Origin of the sequence: Peristeroidobacter agariperforans (genome assembly GCF_004138335.1) — a bacterium.
Lineage (GTDB): Bacteria > Pseudomonadota > Gammaproteobacteria > Steroidobacterales > Steroidobacteraceae > Steroidobacter > Steroidobacter agariperforans.
On record NZ_RYFW01000001.1, the window covers coordinates 2,477,063 to 2,499,580 of the forward strand.

Consider the following 22,518-nt stretch of genomic DNA (forward strand, 5'->3'; position numbering starts at 1 on the left):
TGAGCACGCGGCAGGTTAGCCTTTCGGGGAATTAGCATGGCGGCAATCGGTCGGCGAAACGTTCAAGAGCAGAATCGAGAAACGAAGGATCGAATCTTTACTCTCGCCTCAACATTCGAAGCAGAACCTCTGCACTTCTCGTGGCTGATCGAAATCTTGCATGCGAAGTCGATGTCGCCGCTGCATGGGATTCTCGTGGAGGTCAGTCAAGTCTCGGAACAAGATGGCGATCTGTACAGCGGTCTGTGGTTGACCGACCAGGAGAAGTTCTTCAGGTTCGCAGCCCTTATCCCTCGTAATAACGCGGAGCTCCATCTTGAGCAATGGCGGGATGAAACCGCAGGAATCCCCGTGAGTGCGCATCGGCCGGGCACAGGAAAGTCCTTCGGCTTACTTGCCTTAGAGGTCTTACGTGAGAGGCGGGAGACTAGCAAAGGCGTGACGAGCGCCTAAGCCTCGCTGAGTTCACTGCAAAGTTTGCGATAGCTTCCCGGGTTCTTTCTGCGGCGCCATCAAACGCGACGTTGATGCACGCACTCTCGCAGGTCCCGTGCGCTGTAGGATCCCGTGCGGTCGCTTTGCCGTTGCCGTGGCAACTGAACGATGGGTCTTTCGTCTTGCGCGCAAGCGATATTCTTGCGCTGCTGGCCATTCCTGATAAGTACTTCCTTCGAAAGATATGAACTAACGATCGATACGTTTGAAGCTTACTTCGCAGGCTTCTATAGAAGTGCTATGTGTCCCGAATTTTCTTCCGGCGTTTCTAAGGGAACGTGAGGAAGTGCCGCAAAGACTATAAATATAGGCATTGCGCGTCTTTCGTAGTTCACGGACGTGCTCGCTTTCTCAGGCAGAGACGAGCAAAGTATCACCCTGTGGTGGCACCCCGGAGCGGTGGTTTGAAAACCCGCAAATCGAGGCTGGCACCCACGAATTTGAGGTGACACCCCAGGAGCGAGGTGGCTTATGAACAAGCTCACAGACGTAGGGATACGCGCACTATTGGCCAAACCACGGGCCGGCCGCGTCGAGTTGCCTGACGGCGCAGTGCCTGGACTCACACTGCGAATTGGAAAAACGCGGGGCGCGACATGGTCGTTGATGATCCGCGTATTCGGCGAAGGTGGCATCACCGATCGGGGTCACGGGCTGATGGGCCCGAAGCGACGGCTAACACTCGGCTCGTACCCGCAGGTCTCGTTGCACGCTGCCCGAGCAAAGGCCAACACGTTTATCGATCAGGCGCGGCGCGGTGAGAGTCCGGTTGAAGCGCTCGAGCGGGTAGCGACCGGGCGGCTCACTGTTGAAGGTCTAGCTGAAAGATTCCTTACCGACTACGTCCATCTCAAGCGACTTCGCGCTGGGACCAGATATGAGATGGCCATCCGGACTCACATCATAGAAGGAGTGGGCCGGGTGGTGGCCGACATGCTCACTCGCGACCAGGTGCGCGACCTCATGAAGAAGGCCATGGTTAAGGTGCCTTCAACTCGTGAAGGAAAGACGCGCCGTCGCGGTGGCATCGAAGCAGCGAGAAGCGTAGTTGCTGTCCTTCGTAAGATGATCAACTGGGGCATTCGTGAGCGGCTGCTGAAGCGCGCGGACAATCCAGTTTCGGGAATGGAGGACAACCTGCCAAAGAAGAGGAAGAAGGAGCGCGTGCTGTCTCTGGAGGAAGCGCAGGTCGTCTGGCAAGCCGCTGGGACCCTCGGCTATCCGTTCGGTCCGCTCTATCGCCTGATCATGCTAACGGGTTGCCGACCGGGCGAGTGGGCGCGATGTCGGCAGTCGTATATTGACCTCAAGCAGTCCCTGCTGGTCATTCCAGCGCAGGCATACAAAAGCGACCACGTGCATGTGGTGCCGCTCGTGCCGGTCGCGGTTCAGATACTCGAACACACTTTGGCGAACTACGCTGGACGACAGGGCGACTTCGTCTTCAGCGGCACCGACGGTCTCGCGCCGGTGTCTGGATGGTCGAAGGGGCACAGCAGAATGATGCAGGCCGTGACGGCGGTGTCCGGCGAGCGAGGTTTGGTGCCGTGGACTCCGCACGACTTGCGACGCACCGTCGCGACTCGGATTGCGGAGCAGTTGGGTGTTGGTGGTGAGCAGTTGATAAAGCGAGTTCTGGGCCACGCCGATGGCAGCGTCACGGCGATCTACAACCGATATGGCTATGTGAAGGAGATGCGCGAAGTGCTCGAGCGCTGGGCGGAGGATCTTATCGGCGCTGAGTTTGATGCTGCGAGCCTATGGCGTGAGTCGGACGCGAACGCCTATGTGATCGTGGAGCCGACCGAAGCGGCGTAGGAGGAGCATGCTCGCGGCGCTAATGGCCCAGAGTAGCATCTCCTGGGCGTCAGCGGCGCAATCCGGTCGGGGAGTAAAAGACCGCTCGGAGGCCGCAACGACGCGGCGCTGCCGAGCGCTGAAGCTGACGGGTCATGACGGAGGGACCGAGTCAGCGTTCAATCAGAGGCGTGCTGGATGTGATGCGTGCGGCAAGCCAGGCCTGCACCTCCGACTCCACCCATGCGACACGTCTGGGAGATAGCTGCACTCGCATTGGAAAGTCGCCCTGAATCTGCAGTTGATAGATCTTGGTTTTGCTCAAGCCGGTGATCGCTGCGACTTGAGAGAGCCGGAGCATGCGGATCGGTGTCGTCGGCTGTACATCGTGCGGTACTTGCGATTGTGCCGGAGGAACTGACGCGATCGCACGGCCGGCGAGCGCGTGGCTCTCGCCGTGCCCAGCCGTGCCGGCCAGGCGCGTAGCCGCGGGTGCAGTGGGTATCGCACGGAGCGATCGGGACGAATACGAGTTCATGATCGTTACTCCTGATGTGATTGCGATGATCAACGGGGGCGACGTTCCACCCATGCACAGCATTCCTCAGTGGTCAGGAAAAGCCCAGGGGGAGTTTCGCGGAAAATTCGGCGTATTGGATCGGCATTTGGCTCGAGTTTCGCCGCCTTTGTACAGGCGTAGTTCAGCTTGGGGACCATTCACCCGAACAAGATCATTCCCCATCCGCCAGGGAATGTCAGGCGGAGAAATTGACGAGAATTGATAAAAACAGAGGGTGTGTTAGCTCCGTCGGAGTGCGATTGCAAGGGCTCAGGTGAGTGTCGCGACAGCGGTCCTTTCGGGGCCGGGTGCCATCGAGGTGGCCGGAAGCAGCAGGCGGTGTGTTCGATTCGACGGGATTCGATCCGAATCGGCTCAATCGGGATTGGACGCCGCGGCGGCGGAGTCCCTGTCGATGAATTGCGCAGCGTCGGGAAAAATCTGGTTGATGATCTCCGCCACCAGGCGTCGTGCGCTCAGCGATTGGTTATCCAGCGCGGTTGTGCCGTGCGCGTGCTCGTTTCTCAGAAAAGGAATGTTCTTGAGAACCTGTCCGACATAGTCGTGATCGCGATCTTTGTCGTTGATCTCGAGCTGCGAGTCGTCGATCTCGAGTTCCGAGAGGCCCAAGGCCTTCATTTTATCAATTGTCTCAATGCTCCTCCGGGATTGCGCTCGAAGTCGGGCCTTTAGCCGCCAGGCGCTGAAGTTCTCGTTCTTCACAGCGCCGATTTCAATCGCGAATCCCAGGAGTGCATGCAGCATCGGGCGGAACTTCTCCTTGTCCAGCGGCTGATACGGCTTGGCATTCTGCTGATCGCCTTTGATCTTGCTCTCGTACAATGATCGGCGCTTCCGCTCTTCCTGCGCGTAAAGGTCATCCTTGAAGCGAATCTTGAGCGCGAGCTCGAGACTCTGATATGCGTGACTTCGAGCGGCTGAATGAAACCGATACACAAACCACGAGAAGAGGTTCAGGTTCTTGGCGGTCTCGAAACTGGCAACGACCGCGGACGGAACTCCAGGGTGAAGGGTGACCTCGGCGACCGCCTGGTGCTGATCCTGCAGTGCTTTCGGCCGGAAACCCTGCGGTCCAAGAATCTCGAATCCTGAGCTGCGCGGATCAGCACCGAAACGTTCTTGGGTGAGCGGAGAAAATCGGGATGGTCGGGCATGGCTACGTGGCTTGTGACTGCTTGAGTAGAGGTTCATGAACTATCTTTGGCATAAACATTCTCCGTTGTTGAAGAGCAGAACCAATTGATCGTAGAGGACGGGTCCTCCTCAACTTCCTCGCCGACCAACGCGGCGCAGTTGTTCGGTACTGCGGGTGAGATCAGTTTCGCTGGCCTCACCCCATCCGCTTTGCGTTCCCGTTACAGCGGTAAGGTCAGTATGGGTCCAGCTGACGAGTTCCTGCAATTTGACCCTACTCGTGCAACCGTCAAGGCAGGAGCTGTGCGACCACAGACTCCATGTCGTTATTGATGTTGTTCGAGTCAGAGAAGAATTGCCTGGCGTGCCGCTGGTCATCAAAGTGCTTCTCCAACCCCAACAGTGTTTCGAGCTTGCTAGGAATTTTAGCTACGCGGTTCCCGTTCAGTTCGTTGAGAATCGGAGCGTTCTGGGGGTGATCTTCGTCCTTTCCGTCTAGCTCGAGCATGACCGCGTATTTCAGGCCGAAGGCGTTGAGTATCCGTTGAAACTTCGGGATCTCGCCTTTGCTACCAGTAACCACAACGGAGACGCCGATCTCATCCGGCAGCTCATTGATCTTGCCAAGTTTCCTGGCGGTGGCTATTACCCCAACGTCGTCTTCCGGCCCTTCGACGAGGATGGCCTCCCGGGCAAAGAAAACCTCGTTGTGCTTGAGCCCGAAACACGTGAGCATCTTGAAGACCTTTCGCTCATCCGGATTGCCGAGAATTCCACGGGCGGCCTGAGTGATCACAGTGCCGGTGGGAAGATCGGGCTTTCGAACAAGGCCGATGCGCTGATAGTTCCAGACCTCAATAAAGGCTGGTGAATGAGTGGTGTAGATCACCTGGTCATCGCCGGTCGGTTCGGCATCGTCGTCGCCAACGCCGGCGAACTCCCGAAGGACGCGGAAAATCAGCCGCTGGCAGTGAGGGTGAATGTAGAGCTCTGGTTCTTCAATCGCGAGGATGATCGGTCTGCGATCACCCACCGACCGCTGATGCGCTGAGCTGATTAGCATTTGCAGCAGCGAGAACACCACGCTTCGTTGCATTCCGTGCCCCTTATCGACAACGTCCGTTAGAACCCCGTCGTCGATTCGAATGGTCACTCCGCGTGCGAAGATGTCCTTCGAGGCATCTACCTGAACTTCAAGTCTAATGGAGGAAACGCTTGGCATGAGCTTCTTCATCACGTCGCGAAGAGATGTCTCAACACCGCCCAATGCTTCCAACCGTTTGGTCCCTCCATCATCACCAACACAGTTCAGTAACGCGTGCACACGGCCGAGCGCCTCTTCCAATTCCTTGTGCCTCGGGTCCGCGCTCATAATTCGATCTGAAAGATCTGCCATAAGGCGCCTGAATACCGTGCTCGACGAGCGCCGATCGATCTCCTCGGAATAGTCGGTAATCGCGGGAAGCAGGTATAACTCCGGCAACGCGGAAAGAAGGTTCTGAGGAATGCCCAGCGCATGCGTCGTACCAAGCTGTGGCTCGTCGTATTCCACGTTGTGTTCGGAGAGATATCGCTCGAGTCCAGCCTTGTAGCTGGTCTTAGTGACCTTTCCTTCTGGCGTTTGAACGTAGTCAATAAGGCCATGCTCCGCGGCGACCTCCTGCCACTTGGGGCGAGCGTTTTCAGCCTCCATCTTCGCGATCGAGAGCCAAGGACTACGAGGTTCAGCTTGATATCCGTGATACTCCGCCTTCACTGATTTGCGGTCCTTAGCTTCGTCGTCGTGAATTCGTAGCTCCTTTCGGAGAATGATCTTGTCACCGATTAGGTAAGGACGGAGGCGCTTGGCTTCTTCTTCATTGAGGCTGCCAAATTCGCACTCGATCACACAAGGCGAATCGCGGTCATTAAAATCCCGGATTTCCATTCCGCCTGAGCCGCTGGTCAGAAAGCAGTGGAGGGCGCGAAGGCAGTTGCTCTTTCCTGAGTTGTTCTCTCCCACGAGAGCTTGCAGTGATTCGATGCGAATATCGCCGGAATCGCGAATCGATCGATAGTTTTGGATTCGGAATCTCGCTAATCGCATGTCACCTCCGCGTTCCTGATACGAGCTCACGGGCAGCCGTTCGTGCCCCGCTGAATGATAGATGCAATGAAGCGAACGATTGCTTGAGCAACGAATCGGGCAGCGCCCAGTCCCATTTACTCCTGCGCATGTTGAAGACGTCCGTCAGTAGGCGCATGTAGTCGACATCGGTAAGCTCTGCAATGTCCGTGAGTGCGTCATGCAATCTGTCGATTCCGTACTTCTCGACTATCAGGTAAATGCCTTCGTTCTCCACTCGTTCGATCCCAAGGCCACGAAGTATCAGCACTAGCGCGTCATTCGTAGGGTCGCCTCGCCATGTGAAAAGCGAAATCGCCTCCCCGCTCCTTAGCACGATCTCGCTGGATAGATTGAGGTCTGCGTATTGGCGCCGCGCTTCTGCGAGTAGTGCGTTCGCGGTTTGGTCGAGGAAACCGACTTGGTCAGCTGTTGCGAGAACACTTCGCATCTCCGAGCGAACTACATCGTGCGTGCTTGCTCTGCTTCCGCCGAACGATGGAGGCATGCCGCCGGGATCTGCGACAACACATACAATAAGAGCTTCATCTTCAACAGAGGTGGCTAGCCATCGACGGCCGGCAAAGATGAGCCTCATTCCAACGAATATCGGAGAACTTATCGGTAGGGTGCCTATGGTCTGTCCTTGGCACACGATCTGCCACTCGTCCTCAGAAGTGAAAGCTGCATAGAAATCGTGACTTCCGACCAGTTGCTCACCTGTTTGGCCGAGAAGCAGGAGGCCGGTGCGATCCTGGGTAATTAGGTCTTTTAGCCCAAGGCCGCGTAGTAGTTCGCCGAACTCTGGCTGCGTCAGGCCGCCAAAAGGTCCTTCCAAGACGAACAATCTGTAGAGCGGCCCGGCATGTGCGCCGCCGCGCTCAGCAATAACCGATAGAATTTGTTGGACCAGAGTTGATAGATGCAAGCCAGCCGCGTTCGGTGGCTCGTACCAGCCGCGCAGCAGCAGGCGAATCATCGCGATCGACTGCACCAGCGACTCTCGAAGTCGATCTGAGAAAGAGGACCGGTCGGTCAAAGATTGCTCAATGTTGTACGACCGGAGTATCGCGGGCTCGCCGGGACGCCGCCCGGACCGACCAAGGCGCTGACGAATGGACGCGACGGAGGGGCCGGGCCCAATTTGCGCTACAGTTTTGACGGCGCCGATGTCGATGCCAAGCTCTAGTGTCGTGGTACAAACGGCGGTGGCCGGCCGATCTCCGGCCTTAAGCGCTTTTTCAGTTTCCTCTCGGATCGAGCGCGAGAGGCAGCCATGATGGGGCCAGAACTCGACGGGAACAGAGTCAGACTCGCATTTGCGCCTTAGCGCATCTGTATAGAACTCCACCTTCTTGCGCGAGTTCGGGAATACTAGGTTGTTAGATCCTCTCAGGACATTGTAGAGGTGATCTGCAATGGCGTACTCGGCGCCGAGAAGTCGGTCTTCGCCCTCGCTGTCGTTTTCAGGGTCTTCGATGACGGCAGGGGAAAGATAGCCACGCACCTGCACGCGTAAATCTTGATTGCCCGCTTTCGACACGATCAGGTCAACGCTGCTGGGGCTGCCGGGTCGCAGGTATGCGGCTGCAAGATTCATGTCTCCGAGCGTCGCCGAAAGCCCTATCCGTGGTATGCGCTTGGTTGCGGCATGCTCCATTCGATGGAGTAACGATTGCATCTGCTTGCCGCGCTCGGTGCCAATGAATGCGTGCAACTCATCAACAACTACATACATGACCTCCGCAAAGAGGCGCGGCGCCTCGCTGCCTCGCCTGACGAAGATCGCTTCCAAAGACTCGGGAGTGATGAGAAGAACACCGCGCGGATGACGTAGAAAGCGCTGCTTCCTGCTTTGAGAGATGTCGCCATGCCATGGAATGACCGGAATTTCTAAGGATTCGCAGAGCTGCTCCAGTCGCCCCCACTGATCATTGATCAGCGCCTTTAGCGGACTGGTGTAAATGGCGAGTGCGGACTCCTCGCCGGCGTTTGCAATTCTCGTTAGGATTGGTAGAAAGGCGGCTTCTGTTTTTCCAGCTGCAGTGGCTGCAGCGATGATTAAATCCCGCTGACCTTCGAGGATCGGCTTTATAGCCCGCTCTTGGGCATCCCTGAGTGATGTCCAGCCCTTTGACCACACCCAGCGCTGAATGCTGGGATGAAGGAGGTCGAAGCTAGAATCGTCAGAGCTTGAAGGACGCGAGCTCGTCATCCTCAGTCACCCTTTCGCTCGCGCCACCCGTGTCCTCATCTACCTCGATGACATCCAGCAACTCGCGCCAGCTCGAGTCGCGATGTTGTTCGAGCGTTGCAAGGAGGTTGAGGAAAGCCGTGATAGTGGTTCTCGGTGTTCGAAAGTAGGCTTCCCCGAGTCTCTTGGATGCATGCTGCATGAAGGCAACCAGGCCCTCATTTGGTACCAAGTAGTTCGCCTCCTCTCCGCTTGCATAGACATGTCTTAGTTTTTGAAGGAGAACAAAGAAGTCCTCGTTGGTAAGGCTAGCTAGCCGGAGCACCGGACCCGAGAAGTCTTGAATGCCAGCTCGGGCAGCGATCGTATTCTCGGCCAACCGTGATTGCAGCGCAGAGTAGCTGTAAAGGCCGCGGCGAGTGTCCAAGAGGAACTCGGGTGTGCCGCCTAGAATGAAGCCGAGCCCTTCTGCTGAGCCTTGCAGCGAATCATTCAGAATGCGAAGGATTTGCTCGTAGTTCGCATTGCGTGCTTGAGCATTGGCGAGTTTGTACAAGTTCACCATTTCATCGAGGCAGATGAGTAGTCCCGAGAATCCGGCAAGGCGCACGAATCGCGCTAGCAGCTTCAGCTGATCGTAGAATGCATCGTCGTCGACGATCGTCCTTACTCCCAGCGCGGATCGGGCATCTGTCTTGGTTGTGAATTCACCGCGAAGCCATCGAATGGCATCTGCTTTAAGTCGATCGTTCCCTTCCTCGAACCCTCGGCAGTAAGCGGCTACCACCTCGGCAAAGTCGTAGCCTCCTACCATCTCTGACAAATTGGCCAGCTTCTCGCGAATGATGTCTTCAGTGCTTTTGCCCGAGGTTTTCGATTCTGTCTTCGCCTGCGCTACGAACTTCTCAACAACGCCCGGCAGTGCCCCGCCATCCGACTTGGTCCGCGTCGAGAAATTCTTCATCAGTTCCGCATACAGCGAACGTGCTTGACCTCCGGATGCCTGCAGCCGACGGTCCGGATTTAGGTCGGCGTGCGCTGTAACAAGGCGCTTCTCCATGCCGATGGCGCGCACCAAGTTCAAGAAGAATGTCTTACCCGCACCGTACTCTCCGATCACAAGACGGAACCCTGTGCCTCCATCTGCTATACGTTCGATATCCCGCAGTAGCGTTTCGATTTCGCGGGCTCGTCCGACTTGGATGAGATGTTGGCCGGTTCGCGGGACGACGCCAGCGCGTAGAGCCTGGACAACGGTATCCCGCTCCTTCGATTTGATCTTTGTCATGCGGCGAGTTTCTCCGAGACGTCGCGCGAAATCTCCACTGGGTCATCTCCTTCGATCAAAGCTTCATCGAATTGTTCGAAGGAGGCTTCATTGATGCGCTCGAGCGCTCCGTCGAGCATTAGCTCCATATCGGCCGCCGCATCAACAAGATCTTGCCGCTGCCACGAGGATCGGGTCAGTAGTAGGCGAAGGAACGTGCTGTGCTCGGGATCCAGCCCTAAGAGAGTCGGCTCCGAGACAGGCTTCATTTCATCCTGCTCCTCTTCGGACTCAACTGAGGCTGGTGCGTCGATGAACACACTTGAAAGAAGAGTTGCGACTTGCTCGGTCTCGCGCTGGAGCGCCTCGATGCGCGCCATGTCCAGTGAAAGGCCGCCGGTCACGTGCCTGCTTGGAGTCGTAGTGGTGGCTGCAGTATTGGTTGCACTAGGGGCCCCCGCTGCTATATGCAGGTCGGTGTACAGTGCTTGCGCATCAACCTCGAGCGCCTTGTAGATGCGTTCGAGCAGACGCACCTCGGCGGGGGATACAGTGCCATCAACCTGCGCAAGGGTCGAAAGCAGGTGCGCAAGGGCGCGTCTCGCGTCTGCTGGGATAATGTCGAGTTTTCCCCTCAGTGCTGCGAGAGACGGCGGGGCCTCAATGGCCATTCGGAGTCGCGCTCTGAGTCGTTTGCGTTGGGGCTCGGATAGCTGCACCCAACTATCGATCTGCTTCATCAGGAGACGCAATTCATTCGGGTGAGGATTTCCGTCTGCCGACGCCACACTGCATGCCAGATCAAGCGTGACGGAGGCGGCTTGATAGGAGCCGGATTGCCGCAATGCTGCGTCTTCTCGCGCGCAGCGGAAGAGAATGATTTGATCGTCCGCCTTCGGAGTTCGCGCGCCGCCGAGAATGTCAGGTTCGATACCGACGTTGATCTCTTCGAGCGCGTGGGCGAGTGAGCGAAGACGATCGCGCGTCAGCGAGGCTGAGCCGCCGAGAGAGGAGACTAGCTCTCCGATAGTCATTACTCGCAGGCCGTCTTGAATCTTTTCGTTGAGGCCCTGCATAGCGGCGGCCGTAGCGTCCGGCCACAGTGCTCTTGGAAGTAATAGCGCTGCTTCGAGGGATGTCGCCTGAGCGGGGTTCTTCCCTACGAATCGCGAGTAGGGTGCTAAGGCACTAGCACATTTCTCGATCAAGGCTTCTAGCTTCTTGAGCGGTGCCACGACCGCAGTTATATCGGGAATGCCGTCTGTATCGACTGAGAGCTCACTTCCACCAAAGCCACTGGAGGCCGGCCGATAACTCAACCGAATCTTCGTGCGATTGACGGGCAACTTGATGCCCTCTCCGAATTGCTCTGTATAGAGCTTCGCGAAAAGGGTCTCGAACTGCAGAGGGCACCGTTGAAGCGCTTTAGGAAGCTTTAGACGAGGATCGCTGAGTGCCCAGGCCACGGCCCACGATGTCGGGACGGGCTTTCCTCGCATTGCCATCCGGCCTAAGCCAAGCCGCAGTTCTACAGAGAAGTCTCTGGATGGCGGAGGTGGTTGGTCGCCAGGCGAGTCTCCGAGGCGGTGCGGTGCTAGGAACTCAATGAACGACGATGCATATCGCCGAAATGAGCGATTCTGCCCATAGATCGCGATGAGTCGACGAACTTCGGCCTCGATCGCCGGTAGGTCTGCCTTGGCCGCCGGATCTGACGCCGCGTCGACGAGGGCCCGTCTCTCCAGGCCGTAGAAAAAGAGGAAGACGTAGCCGATGTCTGCTGTCGGATCGCTTCGGCCGGTCGCCAGCCACTCAATATATGCTCGGCGTGCGGAATCGGAGATGGCTGTGTAGCTTGGCCAATAGTCCATCTGTCGCGTGGCAAGTTCCGGCACATCAGCTGACAGTGGGTAGCGTGGATCGATGAGGGCAGGGTCGACCTGTCCGTTGGCTGCACGCAGATCAGATCCCAGATACAGCATGCCGCCTCGGACCGTAGTTCCGGCAATGGTCGTTGCCTGGTTCGCGGGAATCCAACAAGCTGGAATCGCGCGTCCCTTTGGTGGGTGGGGCGCCGGGCGGGTGCCACGGTACGTTTGTAGTGCGTCGAGCCGCATTGGGGCGTCGGGGGCATAGCCCTGAGATTGTGACGAGGAGGAGCTTTTGCTCTTGGAAATGAGCCAAAAAATTAGGGCTGCGGCGGCTACGATTCCTATGACTACCCAGAGTTCTTTAGGAATTGTGGCAATCGCCAAGACAATCGCGCCGACGACGACCGTTGCGGCTCCCCCTGAGTCGCCTTTTCTTCTTCGTGCCATATCCGTGCTCTGCGTTACTTATTTCTCAAACCGTCCCGCTCGGTTGCACCCATGTAAGTGAGCCGCTTTTCGAGTGTATTGCGAATGACCCGAGGATCCAAGGACTTGCGATGGTCCTGCGTCGGTCCGGTTTACAGGTTGCCTAAACCTGTTTTCTCAACATCGGGCGAAATAGTCGCGCTGGTTCAAACAGACGAGACGGTCGGCAACCGATTGCTGCTGGTGATGTCTCACTCGCGTGGGTGCTGCTAATTTGATGCTTCACCCCTGGCGTGACCGGATCAGTGATGCTGCGAGTGCTCTAAGATCCGCCACGATCTCGCCGAGGTCGCCGCGGCCGACCAGGGATATGGAATATCGTCCACGGCAACGTGATCGTATCAGCCCGGTCGTGCTCTGTACCTTCGATGCCATCGTTAGGCGACCCGTTTCACAGTTATTCCAACAGGACTCAATAAACTCTCAACCGTTACAGAGGGGCCGTCCATGTCGAAGCGACGTGAATCACTGGCAGACGTGCTTTTGGTGCTCCCGTGGTGGATCAGTGTGGTTGTCGCCGCAACCGTATATGCCTTGTTTGCGTTTGCTTTGCCTCACTATTTCGCAGGCGAGCAGAACATGGCCGGCATCGGCATGGTGTCGAAGAATAGTGCTGCACTCTTCGCAGGATTGTTTTTGCTCATCGGCCTGCTCAGCTTCATCCGAGCTCTCGTCATCAAGCGGAAGTTCAACGATCTCGCGTGCCTCGAACAGGTGCGGCAGCTTTCCTGGCGCCAGTTCGAATCGATCGTTGGCGAGGCATTCCGCCGCCGCGGCTATGTAGTCATCGAGAATGCAGTGGATGGCCAGGATGGCGGTATTGATCTGGTGCTCCGAAAGGACGGCGCGAAGTACTACGTACAATGCAAGCAGTGGAAACAAGCGAAAGTCGGCGTAAGGCCGATTCGGGAGCTCTACGGTGTGATCGCGGCCAGCGATGCTTCCGGTGGGTTCTTCGTTGTCTCGGGTGAGTATACGAATGAAGCGCGTGATTTTGCGCGCAAATCCGAAATTGAACTGATCGACGGTCCGGCACTAGCTGAAATGATCGCGCTGGCCCGCGAGCCAGAACCTTTCATGGACCCAACGAGACGCAGGCGGGAGTCTCCCACTGTGGATCCCGCTTGCGCGCTATGCGGAGGCGCTATGGTGTTAAGAAAGGCGACACGAGGGCCTCATGCTGGCCTCTCATTCTGGGGCTGCGGTTCGTATCCGCGATGTCGCGGGACGAAACCGGCGTGAGCACCCAGTGAACTGGTCAACGGGTCATGCCGGCTCGTGCATTACATAAAAGGTGTCTGCTGCGTCGCGATGTTCTCCAGCATTTCACTCCGGTCGTTAGAAATGTTGCGGCTGTCATTGACTCCCAGCGACTTGTGAGTAAGCTTTACAAGCGCCGGAATATCAGAAAAACATTTGCACCAGGGAGTGACCATGGGCGAACAGAAGAAAAGAGCGTTTCTAACCTCCACGCTGGCACTTGCTGCCGCAATCCTTGTTTCGCAGTCACCGGCCGGAGCTGCCGCTGATCCAAAGGCGCAGTTGACCCCGATCGTGGCGGAGCAGCCCCAAGCAAAAGATTTTGTCATCGAGCCCGCTTCAGGCACGGATTCCGTGATGACAGCGCACCGCTCGCATTCATCTCATCAGTCGCACTCGTCTCACGCATCCCACGAGTCGCACGCATCCCACAGCTCACACTCTTCGCATCAGTCATACGCGGGTTAATCGAGCACGGCCGGGAGTCAACTGTGCGTGGGACGGAGCCTGCATGCTGAGCATCGAGTTTGATCGAGCTATCTACCCTGTAGAGGTGCTTCAGCGGGCTGCTTTGAAGTTCACGGACGTATGTAGCTTCAACTTCCGGCTTGCCGAGGCCAAGATCGCTGTGGAGATCGCGCCTCTGAATGACTCATACGCCCTACGCGCGGACGATTTCGAAGGCAGGTACAGGAATGAGGTGCTAGATCAGCACCTCAGAGCGATAGTTGCCAAAGAAACGGAGAATGAGCGCAACTTGATTCTCGCTCACGCATTCTCCAACTCCAAATTGATCTCAGCCTAGATGGCTCTCGCGAAGCGATTCTCAGCTGTCGAAACATTTCGGGCTGTGGAGATGGCGGGGTACCGCCTATTGCCCCTCAGGTTCACCGCTCTCGATCAAGAGCGATATGTCATTTCAAACATGGTCGGAGAGTATCTGGTAGTCAAGCGCGACCAGCTCAACGACCTGATCCACCACCGGGTGCCGCAGGGCTCAGATCTGTACGATGAGTTCAAGAGCCGCCATTTCATACGAGATGCGGACTCTGATGTAGCCCTCGATCTGCTCGCGTTGAAGTACCGGACAAAGCTGGCGCGAGTGTCGCAGTTTACGTCGCTGCACATGTTTGTGGTGACGCTGCGTTGTGACTACACGTGCGCGTACTGCCAGGTCTCGCGGCAGACCGAGGACCGCTCTGCTTACGATATGAGCGACGACACTGCAGCCGCTGCGGTCGAAATGACATTTCGTAGCCCGGCGCCCGCGATCAAGATTGAGTTCCAGGGCGGCGAGCCGCTGCTGGCCTTCGATCGGATCAAGTCAGTCGTGGAAATGGCTGAGGCGCGCAACGTGCAGGAGAAGCGGAACCTGCAGTTCGTCATTGCTTCGAACCTGAGCTTGATTTCCGACGAGATCCTGGACTACTGCGATCGGCACGGCATCTATCTCAGTACGTCTCTTGATGGGCCGTCGAGTCTTCACGATCGCAATCGCCCAAAACCAGGGAAGAATGGGTACGAGCTGACAATCCGTGGGATCAAAAGAATTCAAGATCGGTTGGGCCGAGATCGCGTGTCGGCGCTGATGACGACGACCGAAAGAAGCCTCCCGTATGTCAAGGAAATCATCGACGAGTATGTGCGGCTGGGCTTCCGTAGCATTTTCCTCCGGCCACTGAGTCCCTACGGATTTGCTGTCACAACGGGCCAGGTCGATAAATACGACGCGGAGCGGTGGCTGTCTTTCTATCGAGAGGGGCTGAGCTACATCCTCGAGCTGAACAAGCATGGCTACTCGATCCGCGAGACTTATGCGGCGATCATTCTGAGAAAGATGCTGACGCCGCAGAACCCTGGCTATGTTGACCTTCAGTCACCGACAGGTCTGGGAATAAGCGCGATCGTCTATAACTACGACGGAGCGGTCTACGCAAGTGATGAGTCGCGAATGCTGGCAGAGATGGGCGATCAGTCGTTCCGACTCGGCCGGCTGGGCGTGAACTCATACGAAGAGATGATGCTGTCGACGACATTGCTTGACGCGCTGGAGGCGGGAGTGGCGGAAGGTGCGCCCCTGTGCTCCGAGTGCGCATTCGTGCCGTACTGTGGCGCGGATCCTGTCTATCACCATGCAACACAGCGCGACATGATGGGAAATAAGGCTCTCAGCGGGTACTGCGCACGCAATATGGCCATATTTCGACATCTGATTGCATTGATGGAGGACAGCCTGGCCGATAAGGCGATACTGCTTAGGTGGGCTTTCGATTGTTGACGCTCTCCGCAAAGCAGAACATTCCGCTGGGGTTGATGCGGCCGGAGCGCGTACGATCCTTTCGGGTCACAACCGATGCGGAGCTCCCGGCGGTGCTGCGAGAGAATGCGGCTCTGCTTCTGCCCGTTGATTGGGCTTCCATTCCAAAGGGTTTCGGTGTTGTTCTTGTCAGGCCTGATAGCCCATTCGCTTCGGATCACCAATGCGGCGCGCTGCTAATTGATCCGTCGCTGCTCTACTTGGGGGATGGCGATGTTATCCGGCTGACGCCCGATCTCCATATACGTGTGGTTTATCGGCGAAACGCGAGCACCAACAGCCTGCTGGTCACCGAGCGGTGCAATAGCCTTTGCTTGATGTGCTCTCAGCCGCCCAGGGACGTGGATGATTCTCACCTCGTCGATGAGCTGCTGGATGCCATTCCGCTATTTGATCCTGGTACTCGAGAGGTAGGAATCACCGGCGGTGAGCCAACCCTACTGGGCGCCAGGCTGTTTGACTTGGTGCGCTCTCTGAAGTCGAACCTCCCTCATACCGGCGTTCACATCCTTTCCAACGGAAGGAACTTCAAGCAGCTGAGCCTCGCGCAGGCGCTCGCAGCGTTGCATCATCCGGATTTGATGATCGGCATACCGCTCTACTCAGATATCGCGTCGTTGCACGACTATGTGGTGCAGGCCGACGGTGCCTTCGACGAGACCGTCCGCGGGATTCTCAACCTGAAACGGTGCGGCGTTCGCGTTGAGGTTCGGGTGGTCGTTCACGCAGCTACCTACGCGAGATTGCCGGCGCTTGCCCGATTTATCGCGCGCAATCTGCAGTTTGTGGACCAGGTGGCGCTCATGGGTCTGGAGATGACGGGCTTCACTAAGGCCAATCTATCCGAGTTGTGGATAGATCCGGTGGACTATCAAGCTGAGCTGGCCGATGCAGTACACACGTTACACGCTGCGCGCGTCAAAGCTCTCATCTACAACCATCAGCTCTGCTTGCTTGATCCCGAGATTCGGAGGTTCGCGGTTCGCAGCATCTCTGATTGGAAGAACGAGTATATGCCGGAGTGCGACGGGTGCGACTTGCGACAGGAGTGTGGGGGCTTCTTTAGCTCTGCGAAGCTCAAGTACAGTGCGCATATCAAACCGCAGAGGCGGCGGGATGATGCCCTTGCTGGTGGTCTGGCGTCCATAGAGAGCTTCACATAGGTCGCCGGGAGTCTCAGGTGCGTTTGCTGGGCACCGGTGTTTCGGATCGATTAGTAGGCGTGGAGGCCCCCAGGCGCTCAGAGAGGATGTGTGACAGAACAGAAGCAGCTCGAGATCACTCGCATCCAAGCGAAACAGGCCGTGCTCGTTGCTGTCATTACTGCTGCGTCCTCGATAGCGGTGACCCTCCTGGCGGAACGCTCCCTTGACCGAGTCCCGGACCCCGCCGCGCCGATCGCAGCACAAGCACCAAGAGACACGGGAAGTGCGCCGCTGATATTTGTGGCGTCCGTGGATCCGGGGAAGCGAGGAATTCCGTGGAGGAGTGTAGGCGCAAAGCGGGCGAGGAAATGCATGCGCGGCGAGGCAAGATCGTTGCTACCGGCAGCACTTGGGTAGCAATGGAATGGCGTGAGTTTGGGATAATGGTGATGTGCCACGATGAGGCGCACAGCGCAGCGGTGATTGTGGCTGGAAACGACAGCAAGACTAACGGTGATCTAGCAATCTCCCTGCGAGAAGCCGTGCTTTAACAATGAAACAGGTGGCTTTTCAGGGCGTGGCGCGAACAGCAGAGTAGCGCGCGGCGCAGCCGCTATATCGCTCCGTAACAAACAGAGAGTTGCGTAACACGGATGCAGAAGCACGATGCAACTTCCTACTTCGTTCCATCGGACAAGCTTGTGGAGCTCCGAAGGATCATCGAACTGTGGAAAGAGATGGGCTTTCTCGGTCGTATCTTCAAGATGCGCCTAGTGGTGGACGCCAATATAATTCTGCGAGATGTACGTTGGTTGGCAACTAAACGCAAGTCGCCGGTGGCTCGTACCGCGTTGCTGGAAGTTGTGGAGTCCGGCACGTTGGAGGTTTATGTGCCAAGCCAGCTGTATGAAGAGGTCGGTCGGCACATCGACCGATTCTCAGCTGAGGAAGATATCGACCGAAGTCGAATGCTGGAAGGCTGGGCCGCTTACCAAAAGCATCTGAACGTGCTGGATCCTGATGAGGACCGAATTCGGCCATATAGGGCTGGGGTAGATCCTGACGACGCTGTGTTTCTTGCTCTGGCGGAAGCCGTTGGCGCGAAAGGAGTTCTAAGTAACGATCGGCACATCTCTCAAATGGGCGGCAAGAGGATATCCATCGACTGCGTGTTCTCATTAAGAGATTACTCTCGCGCAGCGGCAATTGAGTGGAATATAAAGGTTGGGGGAATCACGCTGGGCTTGCTCGGCTTCCACGTGATCGGCCAGATAATTTCTGGAGTTAAAAATCTGGGTCAATCGATCGCTAGAGCGCCAGATTGGGTGAAGGCTTCGATCGTCATGGGTGCAATCCTTCTCATGTTGCACCCCGGCGCCCGAAAGAAAATCAGCTCAGGTCTAGAGCTCGCCTTCGGTGCTTTGCGTTCCTCTGCGCCCCCAATCTTTAGCATGATTATGGATGCCGCAGCACACGCTCATCGAGAGGCGGGTATTGCGCAAGAGAGTTTGGACAAGGTTTTTAAGCAGCTGGGGGAGGGGCCAATGAGCGCCACCAGCGAAATGGTGGAAGTCTCGCGCGCAGGATTTCCACCGAATTGAATCACAGTCGACTCATGGCAGTTAGCGCGGATTCGGAAAAGAATTCCTCTCTGACGCGGCCGGAACTCCTCAACGTACGCCTTGATTGATGCGTCAAATGGCGTACGTAAGTGCCCCATCCAGTTCGCGCACATGAGCTTCCTCGAATAGCCGTTGCACTAGGGCCAATCGGACGTCGTCGCCTAGTTTGGGAAACCAGGATTTAACTTTATTCGCGAGCCCCTTGCGCCTGGTCGGGCGAGCTTTCTCCTTGGTCAGGAGAGATATCAATCGCCCGAAATTATCCTGCTCGGGTTCCGGAGGGATCGCCGCTCTGGGGAATGCTGACCTCAGTGAGTTTGCTCGACGACACCTATGCCCGAGTTCGACGAGATGTCGAATCAATGGATCGAAGCCAGTGTCCTTAGAGAGCACCGTGCAGTCGGAAGTAGGTCGATGGGTCAGCTCTAGCCCGAGATAATACGCAATATGGAAGTCGAGTGCGTTCGGTCCGTTGCCTGAAATCCTGATCCATGCGAGCCGTGTCCCTAGTGGCTGTGCCTGTATGACCAACTCATCCGGCAGCTTCGTCTGCGCCGCGCCGTAGAACACTAGCACGCGAACATCGCCGGGAAGTGCGGAGAGATGGAACTTCTGAACATTCTCCAGATCGATCAGGAGGACTCGATCACCCATTGCTGTGCAACTCCAGATTTCATTTCAGTTGTCGCTTGTTTGTTTTGGTCTAACGATTAGGAAGCAGGAAGGCGGGATGGTTTGCCTTGCTCTCCATGCTATCACGGTGTGCTCGCCGTCAAGCAAAGCCCGGCGGGCTTTCGCCGCATAAACGGCCGCCTCCCCGCGGACGCGGGTCCCCTCCATTTATTCGACGGTCCCGCCGGTCTTCGCTTGACCGCTCCGCGCGCCGTGATCGGGAGAGCGCATCGGCAAACCCGCCGATGCCAATGGAGATGCCATCATGTTCCCGGTCAACGAAGTTCTTCAGGGTGATTGCACTCGCGTACTGCGGCGGTTGCCGGATTCTTTCGTCGATCTCGTGGTAACCGATCCGCCCTACGGTGTCCGCTATCAAGACAGCAAAGGTCGGACGATTGCGAACGACGATGATCCGAATCGCATTCTGGGTGCATTTACAGATCTGTACCGAGTTCTGAAGCCCAACAGCATCTGCATCTCCTTCTACGGTTGGGGCCAGGTGGATGCATTCTTCCGAGCCTGGCGCCGCGCTGGGTTTCGGCCGATCGGTCACATCGTTTGGGCCAAGGACTACGCGTCGCGCACACGCTATCTCCACTACCGCCATGAACAGGCGTACGTGCTGGCCAAGGGATCCCCAAAGGTGCCGGGGCAGCCAATTGATGACATCCAGCCCTGGGTGTACTCGGGCAATCAGGATCATCCGACGCAGAAGGCGGTGAAGATTCTGACGCCGCTCATCGAAGCCTTCTCGCAGCCTGGGCAACTGGTCCTCGATCCCTTCGCTGGCTCCGGTAGCACCCTAGTGGCCGCTGCCTTGAATGGTCGACGCTACCTTGGCGTTGAGCTGGAGCGCGATTACTGCCGCGTAGCCCGCGAGCGGCTTGCGAATGTGCAACGTCGGTTGTCTCACTCCCAAGGAGTGACGGCGGCACTTGGGCACGACAACCGGGAACTACCACCGCTCGAGGTTGATGCTTTTATCCGGTGGCTGCGCGGGCAAGGCCAAGAGGGCGTCGCTCGATTCGTCGAACGTGCACGCGCGGAGTATGGCTTGTGACGGATAGGTGGCTATCCCAAACGGTCGCGTGCCGTCGCAAGTTGTCGCGCGACCGTTTTATATGTTGGCGTCGTCTTCACCATCCACGTCTCTGCCGGCAGATCAGATTGCGTGCTCCAGGCGAGTCGTCTCGCGCGCTGCTTCGATAGTCTTCCGACGCCGTGACGAATAAGGACGGTGAGATCGGGTGAGCTTGTGGGAAAGCGAGACAGAGCCGCCTGCGGACGGCTTCCTGCCGCCGCCCAGCCCACAACTGGACCCGTAGAGATGGGCATCGCCTGGACAGCGCCCGTCGGCCACGATGCGAGAACGAGTCCGCAGCTGTCTTCGTGACTGGGCAGGGTCTCTCCCTCGCGCGAGCGGCTCCTAGTGTGGCCGGTGATGCAGGCATCCGGCGGGGTGGTGGGCCAAGATCGAGAGGAGCGTTCTGGGTGATCGATACACAGGCGTCGCGTCGTCTGCATTTGGATGCAAGACAGTACGCCCACTAACGGCCGAGCACACCCGGCGATATATTCGAGACCTCATGCGCACCGAAGTCTCAGTCTCACCATAAAGCACACGCGCCCGAGGCCAAAGATCACTGACCTCAATAAAAATAGCAAATATCGCCAACGGTCGAACTCTTCCTCCTCGAACTGCCACGCACTCCGCTGGAATCAGTGACTGCGAATGTTTGAGTTTCGATCAACAAAGCGGCCAATTGCAGGATTGGCCTGCGGCTGCTTTTGTTTACACTCTGGTGCATGGGAATCACGCACGTCATCGCTGCTCGCGTCTCCCCGGAGTCGAAAGCCCGGTTCCGCAGCCTTGCGGAACAGCAGCAGATGACCGAGTCGGCGTTGCTGAAACGGCTCGTCGATATGGCCGTACACACCGGCGGCGTGAACGATGCCGATGTTCTGAAGTCGCCAGAGCGACGCCTGCGAGGCGCTCGGCTGTGTGTCCGACTGCACCCGGACGATCAGTTGTTACTGGCAGAAAGGGCAGCAGCTCGGCAGATGCCGGCGGCTACGTACGTCTCCGTCCTGGTGCGCGCCCATCTGCGGACGCTGTCGCCGCTTCCCAAGGCGGAGCTGATGGAGCTCAAGCGCTCTGTCGCCGAGCTCAGTGCGATCGGTAGAAACCTCAACCAGCTGGCTCGTCTGGCACACCAGCGACCGGGCTCGGTCTCCCCCGGCGGGCAGGTTGTGCAAATGATGCTCAAGGTATGCGAAGCGATGCGCGCTCACATCAAGGGGCTGATCAAAGCCAACACCAGGAGTTGGGAGGCAGGCCATGCGAACGATCAGACTTGAGGCCGGTCGGCCGATCCTCGACATCATCAGCTATGGCCGTGCAGGTCCGGGCGCTCGGATTGCGCTGACGCCCGCTCAGATCGCACAGATCCACCGGACGGTCTCGCGAGCGCCCGAAGTGGTGGTCAAGGTCACGGGCGGTGGGGGTTCGACCACGGGTCGAGGCGTCAATGCTCACTTCAGCTACATTGGCAGGCGAGGCGAGCTGGAGATCGAGACCGACGACGGCCAGCGCTTGACCGGTCGGGGAGTAGGTCGGCATCTGGTCGACGATTGGGACTTGGATCTAGAGGAGGATCGCAAGCGGCTCGACCTGTTCGCGATGAATCGGCGAAAGCCGCCGAAGCTTGTTCACAGGCTGATCTTCTCCATGCCGGCGGGCACGCCGCCACAGAAGGTACTAGCAGCCGTCCGCGACTTCGCTCGTGAGGAGTTTGGACTCAAACATCGATACGCGATGGTGTTGCATACGGATGAGCCGCACCCGCATGTGCATGTGGTCGTAAAAGCGCTCGGCGAAGATGGCGTACGGCTCAATATTCGCAAGGCGACTCTGCGACATTGGAGGCAGGAGTTTGCATGTCAGCTTCGAGCGCATGGCGTTGAGGCGAACGCCACGGAACGACATGTTCGTGGGCAAAGTCGGACGCCGAAGTTGGACTCCATTTTCAGAGCAGCTCAGAGGGGCGAGTCGTCGCACATGGCCGCGCGACTGGGCGATGTCGTGCGCGAGCTGAAAGCAGGATCCCTAGATAGATCCGGTGCCGCTCAGCTCCAGCGATCCAGAATTGAAGTCCTGCGCGGATGGAAAACCGTGCGGAATCTTTTGGTCGTCGAGGGGCAGCATCAGCTTGCCAACGATGTTGCGCGATTCGTCAACCAAATGCCGCCCGCGCGCACTGAGAAGGAGAGGTTGGCGCATGAGCTAATGGCGCTAGTGGGTCAGCAGCGTGAGAAGGATAGATCGCTCCTTCGCTAGGTGAGAGCTTCAAGGCGAACGTGGATGTTCCGATCATCGAGGATTAGGCTAAATTTATGTCCGCAGGAATGGCGATGCGGGGCCGCTATCGGCCCGAGGCGGGCGTTCGCTCTCGCAAGAGGCAAGTCGTTCGTCCCTAGTTGGGTGATGACAGCCGCGCCTAGCATGAGTAGCATCGCCACCCAGGAAACCTCAAGGCGAAAGCTCGAATTGACTTGCTCGGGCAAAGAAAGA

Annotated in this window: 18 protein-coding genes; 10 read left to right on the forward strand and 8 right to left on the reverse strand. The window is 57.5% G+C overall.

What is annotated here, in order from left to right; all coding sequences use genetic code 11:
- Nucleotides 1-36: 36 nt before the first annotated feature.
- Together EK373_RS10805 and EK373_RS10810 are read left to right on the forward strand one after the other, a co-directional pair.
- Nucleotides 37-453 carry a hypothetical protein gene (locus tag EK373_RS10805; protein WP_129642662.1) on the forward strand — a complete coding sequence of 139 codons (417 nt, stop codon included), beginning with the start codon at nucleotides 37-39 and terminating at the stop codon, nucleotides 451-453.
- A gap of 513 nt (nucleotides 454-966) precedes the next feature.
- Entirely contained in the window at nucleotides 967-2,313 is a 1,347-nt protein-coding gene (locus tag EK373_RS10810) for a tyrosine-type recombinase/integrase (protein ID WP_129642663.1), read from the forward strand.
- 151 nt (nucleotides 2,314-2,464) lie between these two features.
- On the opposite strand, the gene EK373_RS33685 is transcribed toward EK373_RS10810, so the two are convergent.
- From EK373_RS33685 to EK373_RS10840, 6 genes are all read right to left on the reverse strand, one after another.
- Nucleotides 2,465-2,830, reverse strand: a complete 366-nt coding sequence (locus tag EK373_RS33685; protein WP_232831066.1) for a helix-turn-helix transcriptional regulator — start codon at nucleotides 2,828-2,830, stop codon at nucleotides 2,465-2,467.
- 396 nt (nucleotides 2,831-3,226) lie between these two features.
- Complete coding sequence (locus tag EK373_RS10820; RefSeq protein WP_129642664.1) at nucleotides 3,227-4,063, reverse strand: hypothetical protein; 837 nt, start codon at nucleotides 4,061-4,063, stop codon at nucleotides 3,227-3,229.
- A gap of 232 nt (nucleotides 4,064-4,295) precedes the next feature.
- Nucleotides 4,296-6,092 (reverse strand): ATP-dependent nuclease, encoded by a 1,797-nt coding sequence (locus tag EK373_RS10825; RefSeq protein WP_129642665.1) that lies wholly within the window; start codon nucleotides 6,090-6,092, stop codon nucleotides 4,296-4,298.
- 1 nt (nucleotide 6,093) lies between these two features.
- Nucleotides 6,094-8,325, reverse strand: coding sequence for a DEAD/DEAH box helicase (locus tag EK373_RS10830; RefSeq protein WP_129642666.1), 2,232 nt, complete (start codon nucleotides 8,323-8,325; stop codon nucleotides 6,094-6,096).
- Nucleotides 8,297-9,592, reverse strand: coding sequence for an ATP-binding protein (locus tag EK373_RS10835; protein ID WP_129642667.1), 1,296 nt, complete (start codon nucleotides 9,590-9,592; stop codon nucleotides 8,297-8,299). The genes EK373_RS10830 and EK373_RS10835 overlap by 29 nt, the downstream gene beginning before the upstream one ends.
- The gene (locus EK373_RS10840; RefSeq protein WP_129642668.1) at nucleotides 9,589-11,889 is read right to left on the reverse strand and encodes a tellurite resistance TerB family protein; all 2,301 of its coding nucleotides are present in this window, start codon (nucleotides 11,887-11,889) and stop codon (nucleotides 9,589-9,591) included. Before EK373_RS10840 ends, EK373_RS10835 begins: the two co-directional genes overlap by 4 nt.
- Before the next feature lie 486 nt (nucleotides 11,890-12,375).
- Here EK373_RS10840 and EK373_RS10845 point away from each other — a divergent pair, with 486 nt between their 5' ends.
- Nucleotides 12,376-13,170 carry a restriction endonuclease gene (locus tag EK373_RS10845; protein ID WP_129642669.1) on the forward strand — a complete coding sequence of 265 codons (795 nt, stop codon included), beginning with the start codon at nucleotides 12,376-12,378 and terminating at the stop codon, nucleotides 13,168-13,170.
- A gap of 41 nt (nucleotides 13,171-13,211) precedes the next feature.
- Here EK373_RS10845 and EK373_RS33045 read toward each other — a convergent pair whose 3' ends face one another.
- Nucleotides 13,212-13,517, reverse strand: a complete 306-nt coding sequence (locus EK373_RS33045) for a hypothetical protein (protein ID WP_157994317.1) — start codon at nucleotides 13,515-13,517, stop codon at nucleotides 13,212-13,214.
- Nucleotides 13,518-13,699: 182 nt separating this feature from the next.
- Between EK373_RS33045 and hxsD the strand changes: the two genes are divergently transcribed.
- The 4 genes from hxsD (at nucleotide 13,700) to EK373_RS10870 (ending at nucleotide 18,251) form a co-directional block, all read left to right on the forward strand.
- Complete coding sequence (gene hxsD, locus EK373_RS34230) at nucleotides 13,700-13,993, forward strand: His-Xaa-Ser system protein HxsD (RefSeq protein ID WP_129642671.1); 294 nt, start codon at nucleotides 13,700-13,702, stop codon at nucleotides 13,991-13,993.
- Nucleotides 13,994-15,466: a His-Xaa-Ser system radical SAM maturase HxsB gene (hxsB, locus tag EK373_RS10860; RefSeq protein ID WP_198683213.1), complete on the forward strand. Its 1,473-nt coding sequence runs from the start codon at nucleotides 13,994-13,996 to the stop codon at nucleotides 15,464-15,466. It abuts the gene before it with no gap.
- Nucleotides 15,460-16,668 carry a His-Xaa-Ser system radical SAM maturase HxsC gene (hxsC, locus tag EK373_RS10865; RefSeq protein ID WP_198683214.1) on the forward strand — a complete coding sequence of 403 codons (1,209 nt, stop codon included), beginning with the start codon at nucleotides 15,460-15,462 and terminating at the stop codon, nucleotides 16,666-16,668. The genes hxsB and hxsC overlap by 7 nt, the downstream gene beginning before the upstream one ends.
- A 635-nt stretch (nucleotides 16,669-17,303) precedes the next feature.
- Entirely contained in the window at nucleotides 17,304-18,251 is a 948-nt protein-coding gene (locus tag EK373_RS10870; protein WP_129642672.1) for a PIN domain-containing protein, read from the forward strand.
- A gap of 93 nt (nucleotides 18,252-18,344) precedes the next feature.
- Here EK373_RS10870 and EK373_RS10875 read toward each other — a convergent pair whose 3' ends face one another.
- Nucleotides 18,345-18,926 (reverse strand): PIN domain-containing protein, encoded by a 582-nt coding sequence (locus tag EK373_RS10875; protein WP_129642673.1) that lies wholly within the window; start codon nucleotides 18,924-18,926, stop codon nucleotides 18,345-18,347.
- A gap of 283 nt (nucleotides 18,927-19,209) precedes the next feature.
- On the opposite strand from EK373_RS10875, the gene EK373_RS10880 reads away from it, so the two are divergent.
- The 3 genes from EK373_RS10880 (at nucleotide 19,210) to EK373_RS10890 (ending at nucleotide 22,284) form a co-directional block, all read left to right on the forward strand.
- Nucleotides 19,210-20,007: a DNA methyltransferase gene (locus tag EK373_RS10880; protein ID WP_129642674.1), complete on the forward strand. Its 798-nt coding sequence runs from the start codon at nucleotides 19,210-19,212 to the stop codon at nucleotides 20,005-20,007.
- Nucleotides 20,008-20,753: 746 nt separating this feature from the next.
- Nucleotides 20,754-21,305 (forward strand): plasmid mobilization relaxosome protein MobC, encoded by a 552-nt coding sequence (gene mobC, locus EK373_RS10885; protein ID WP_129642675.1) that lies wholly within the window; start codon nucleotides 20,754-20,756, stop codon nucleotides 21,303-21,305.
- A gap of 118 nt (nucleotides 21,306-21,423) precedes the next feature.
- Complete coding sequence (locus tag EK373_RS10890; RefSeq protein ID WP_157994318.1) at nucleotides 21,424-22,284, forward strand: relaxase/mobilization nuclease domain-containing protein; 861 nt, start codon at nucleotides 21,424-21,426, stop codon at nucleotides 22,282-22,284.
- Nucleotides 22,285-22,518: the final 234 nt, after the last annotated feature.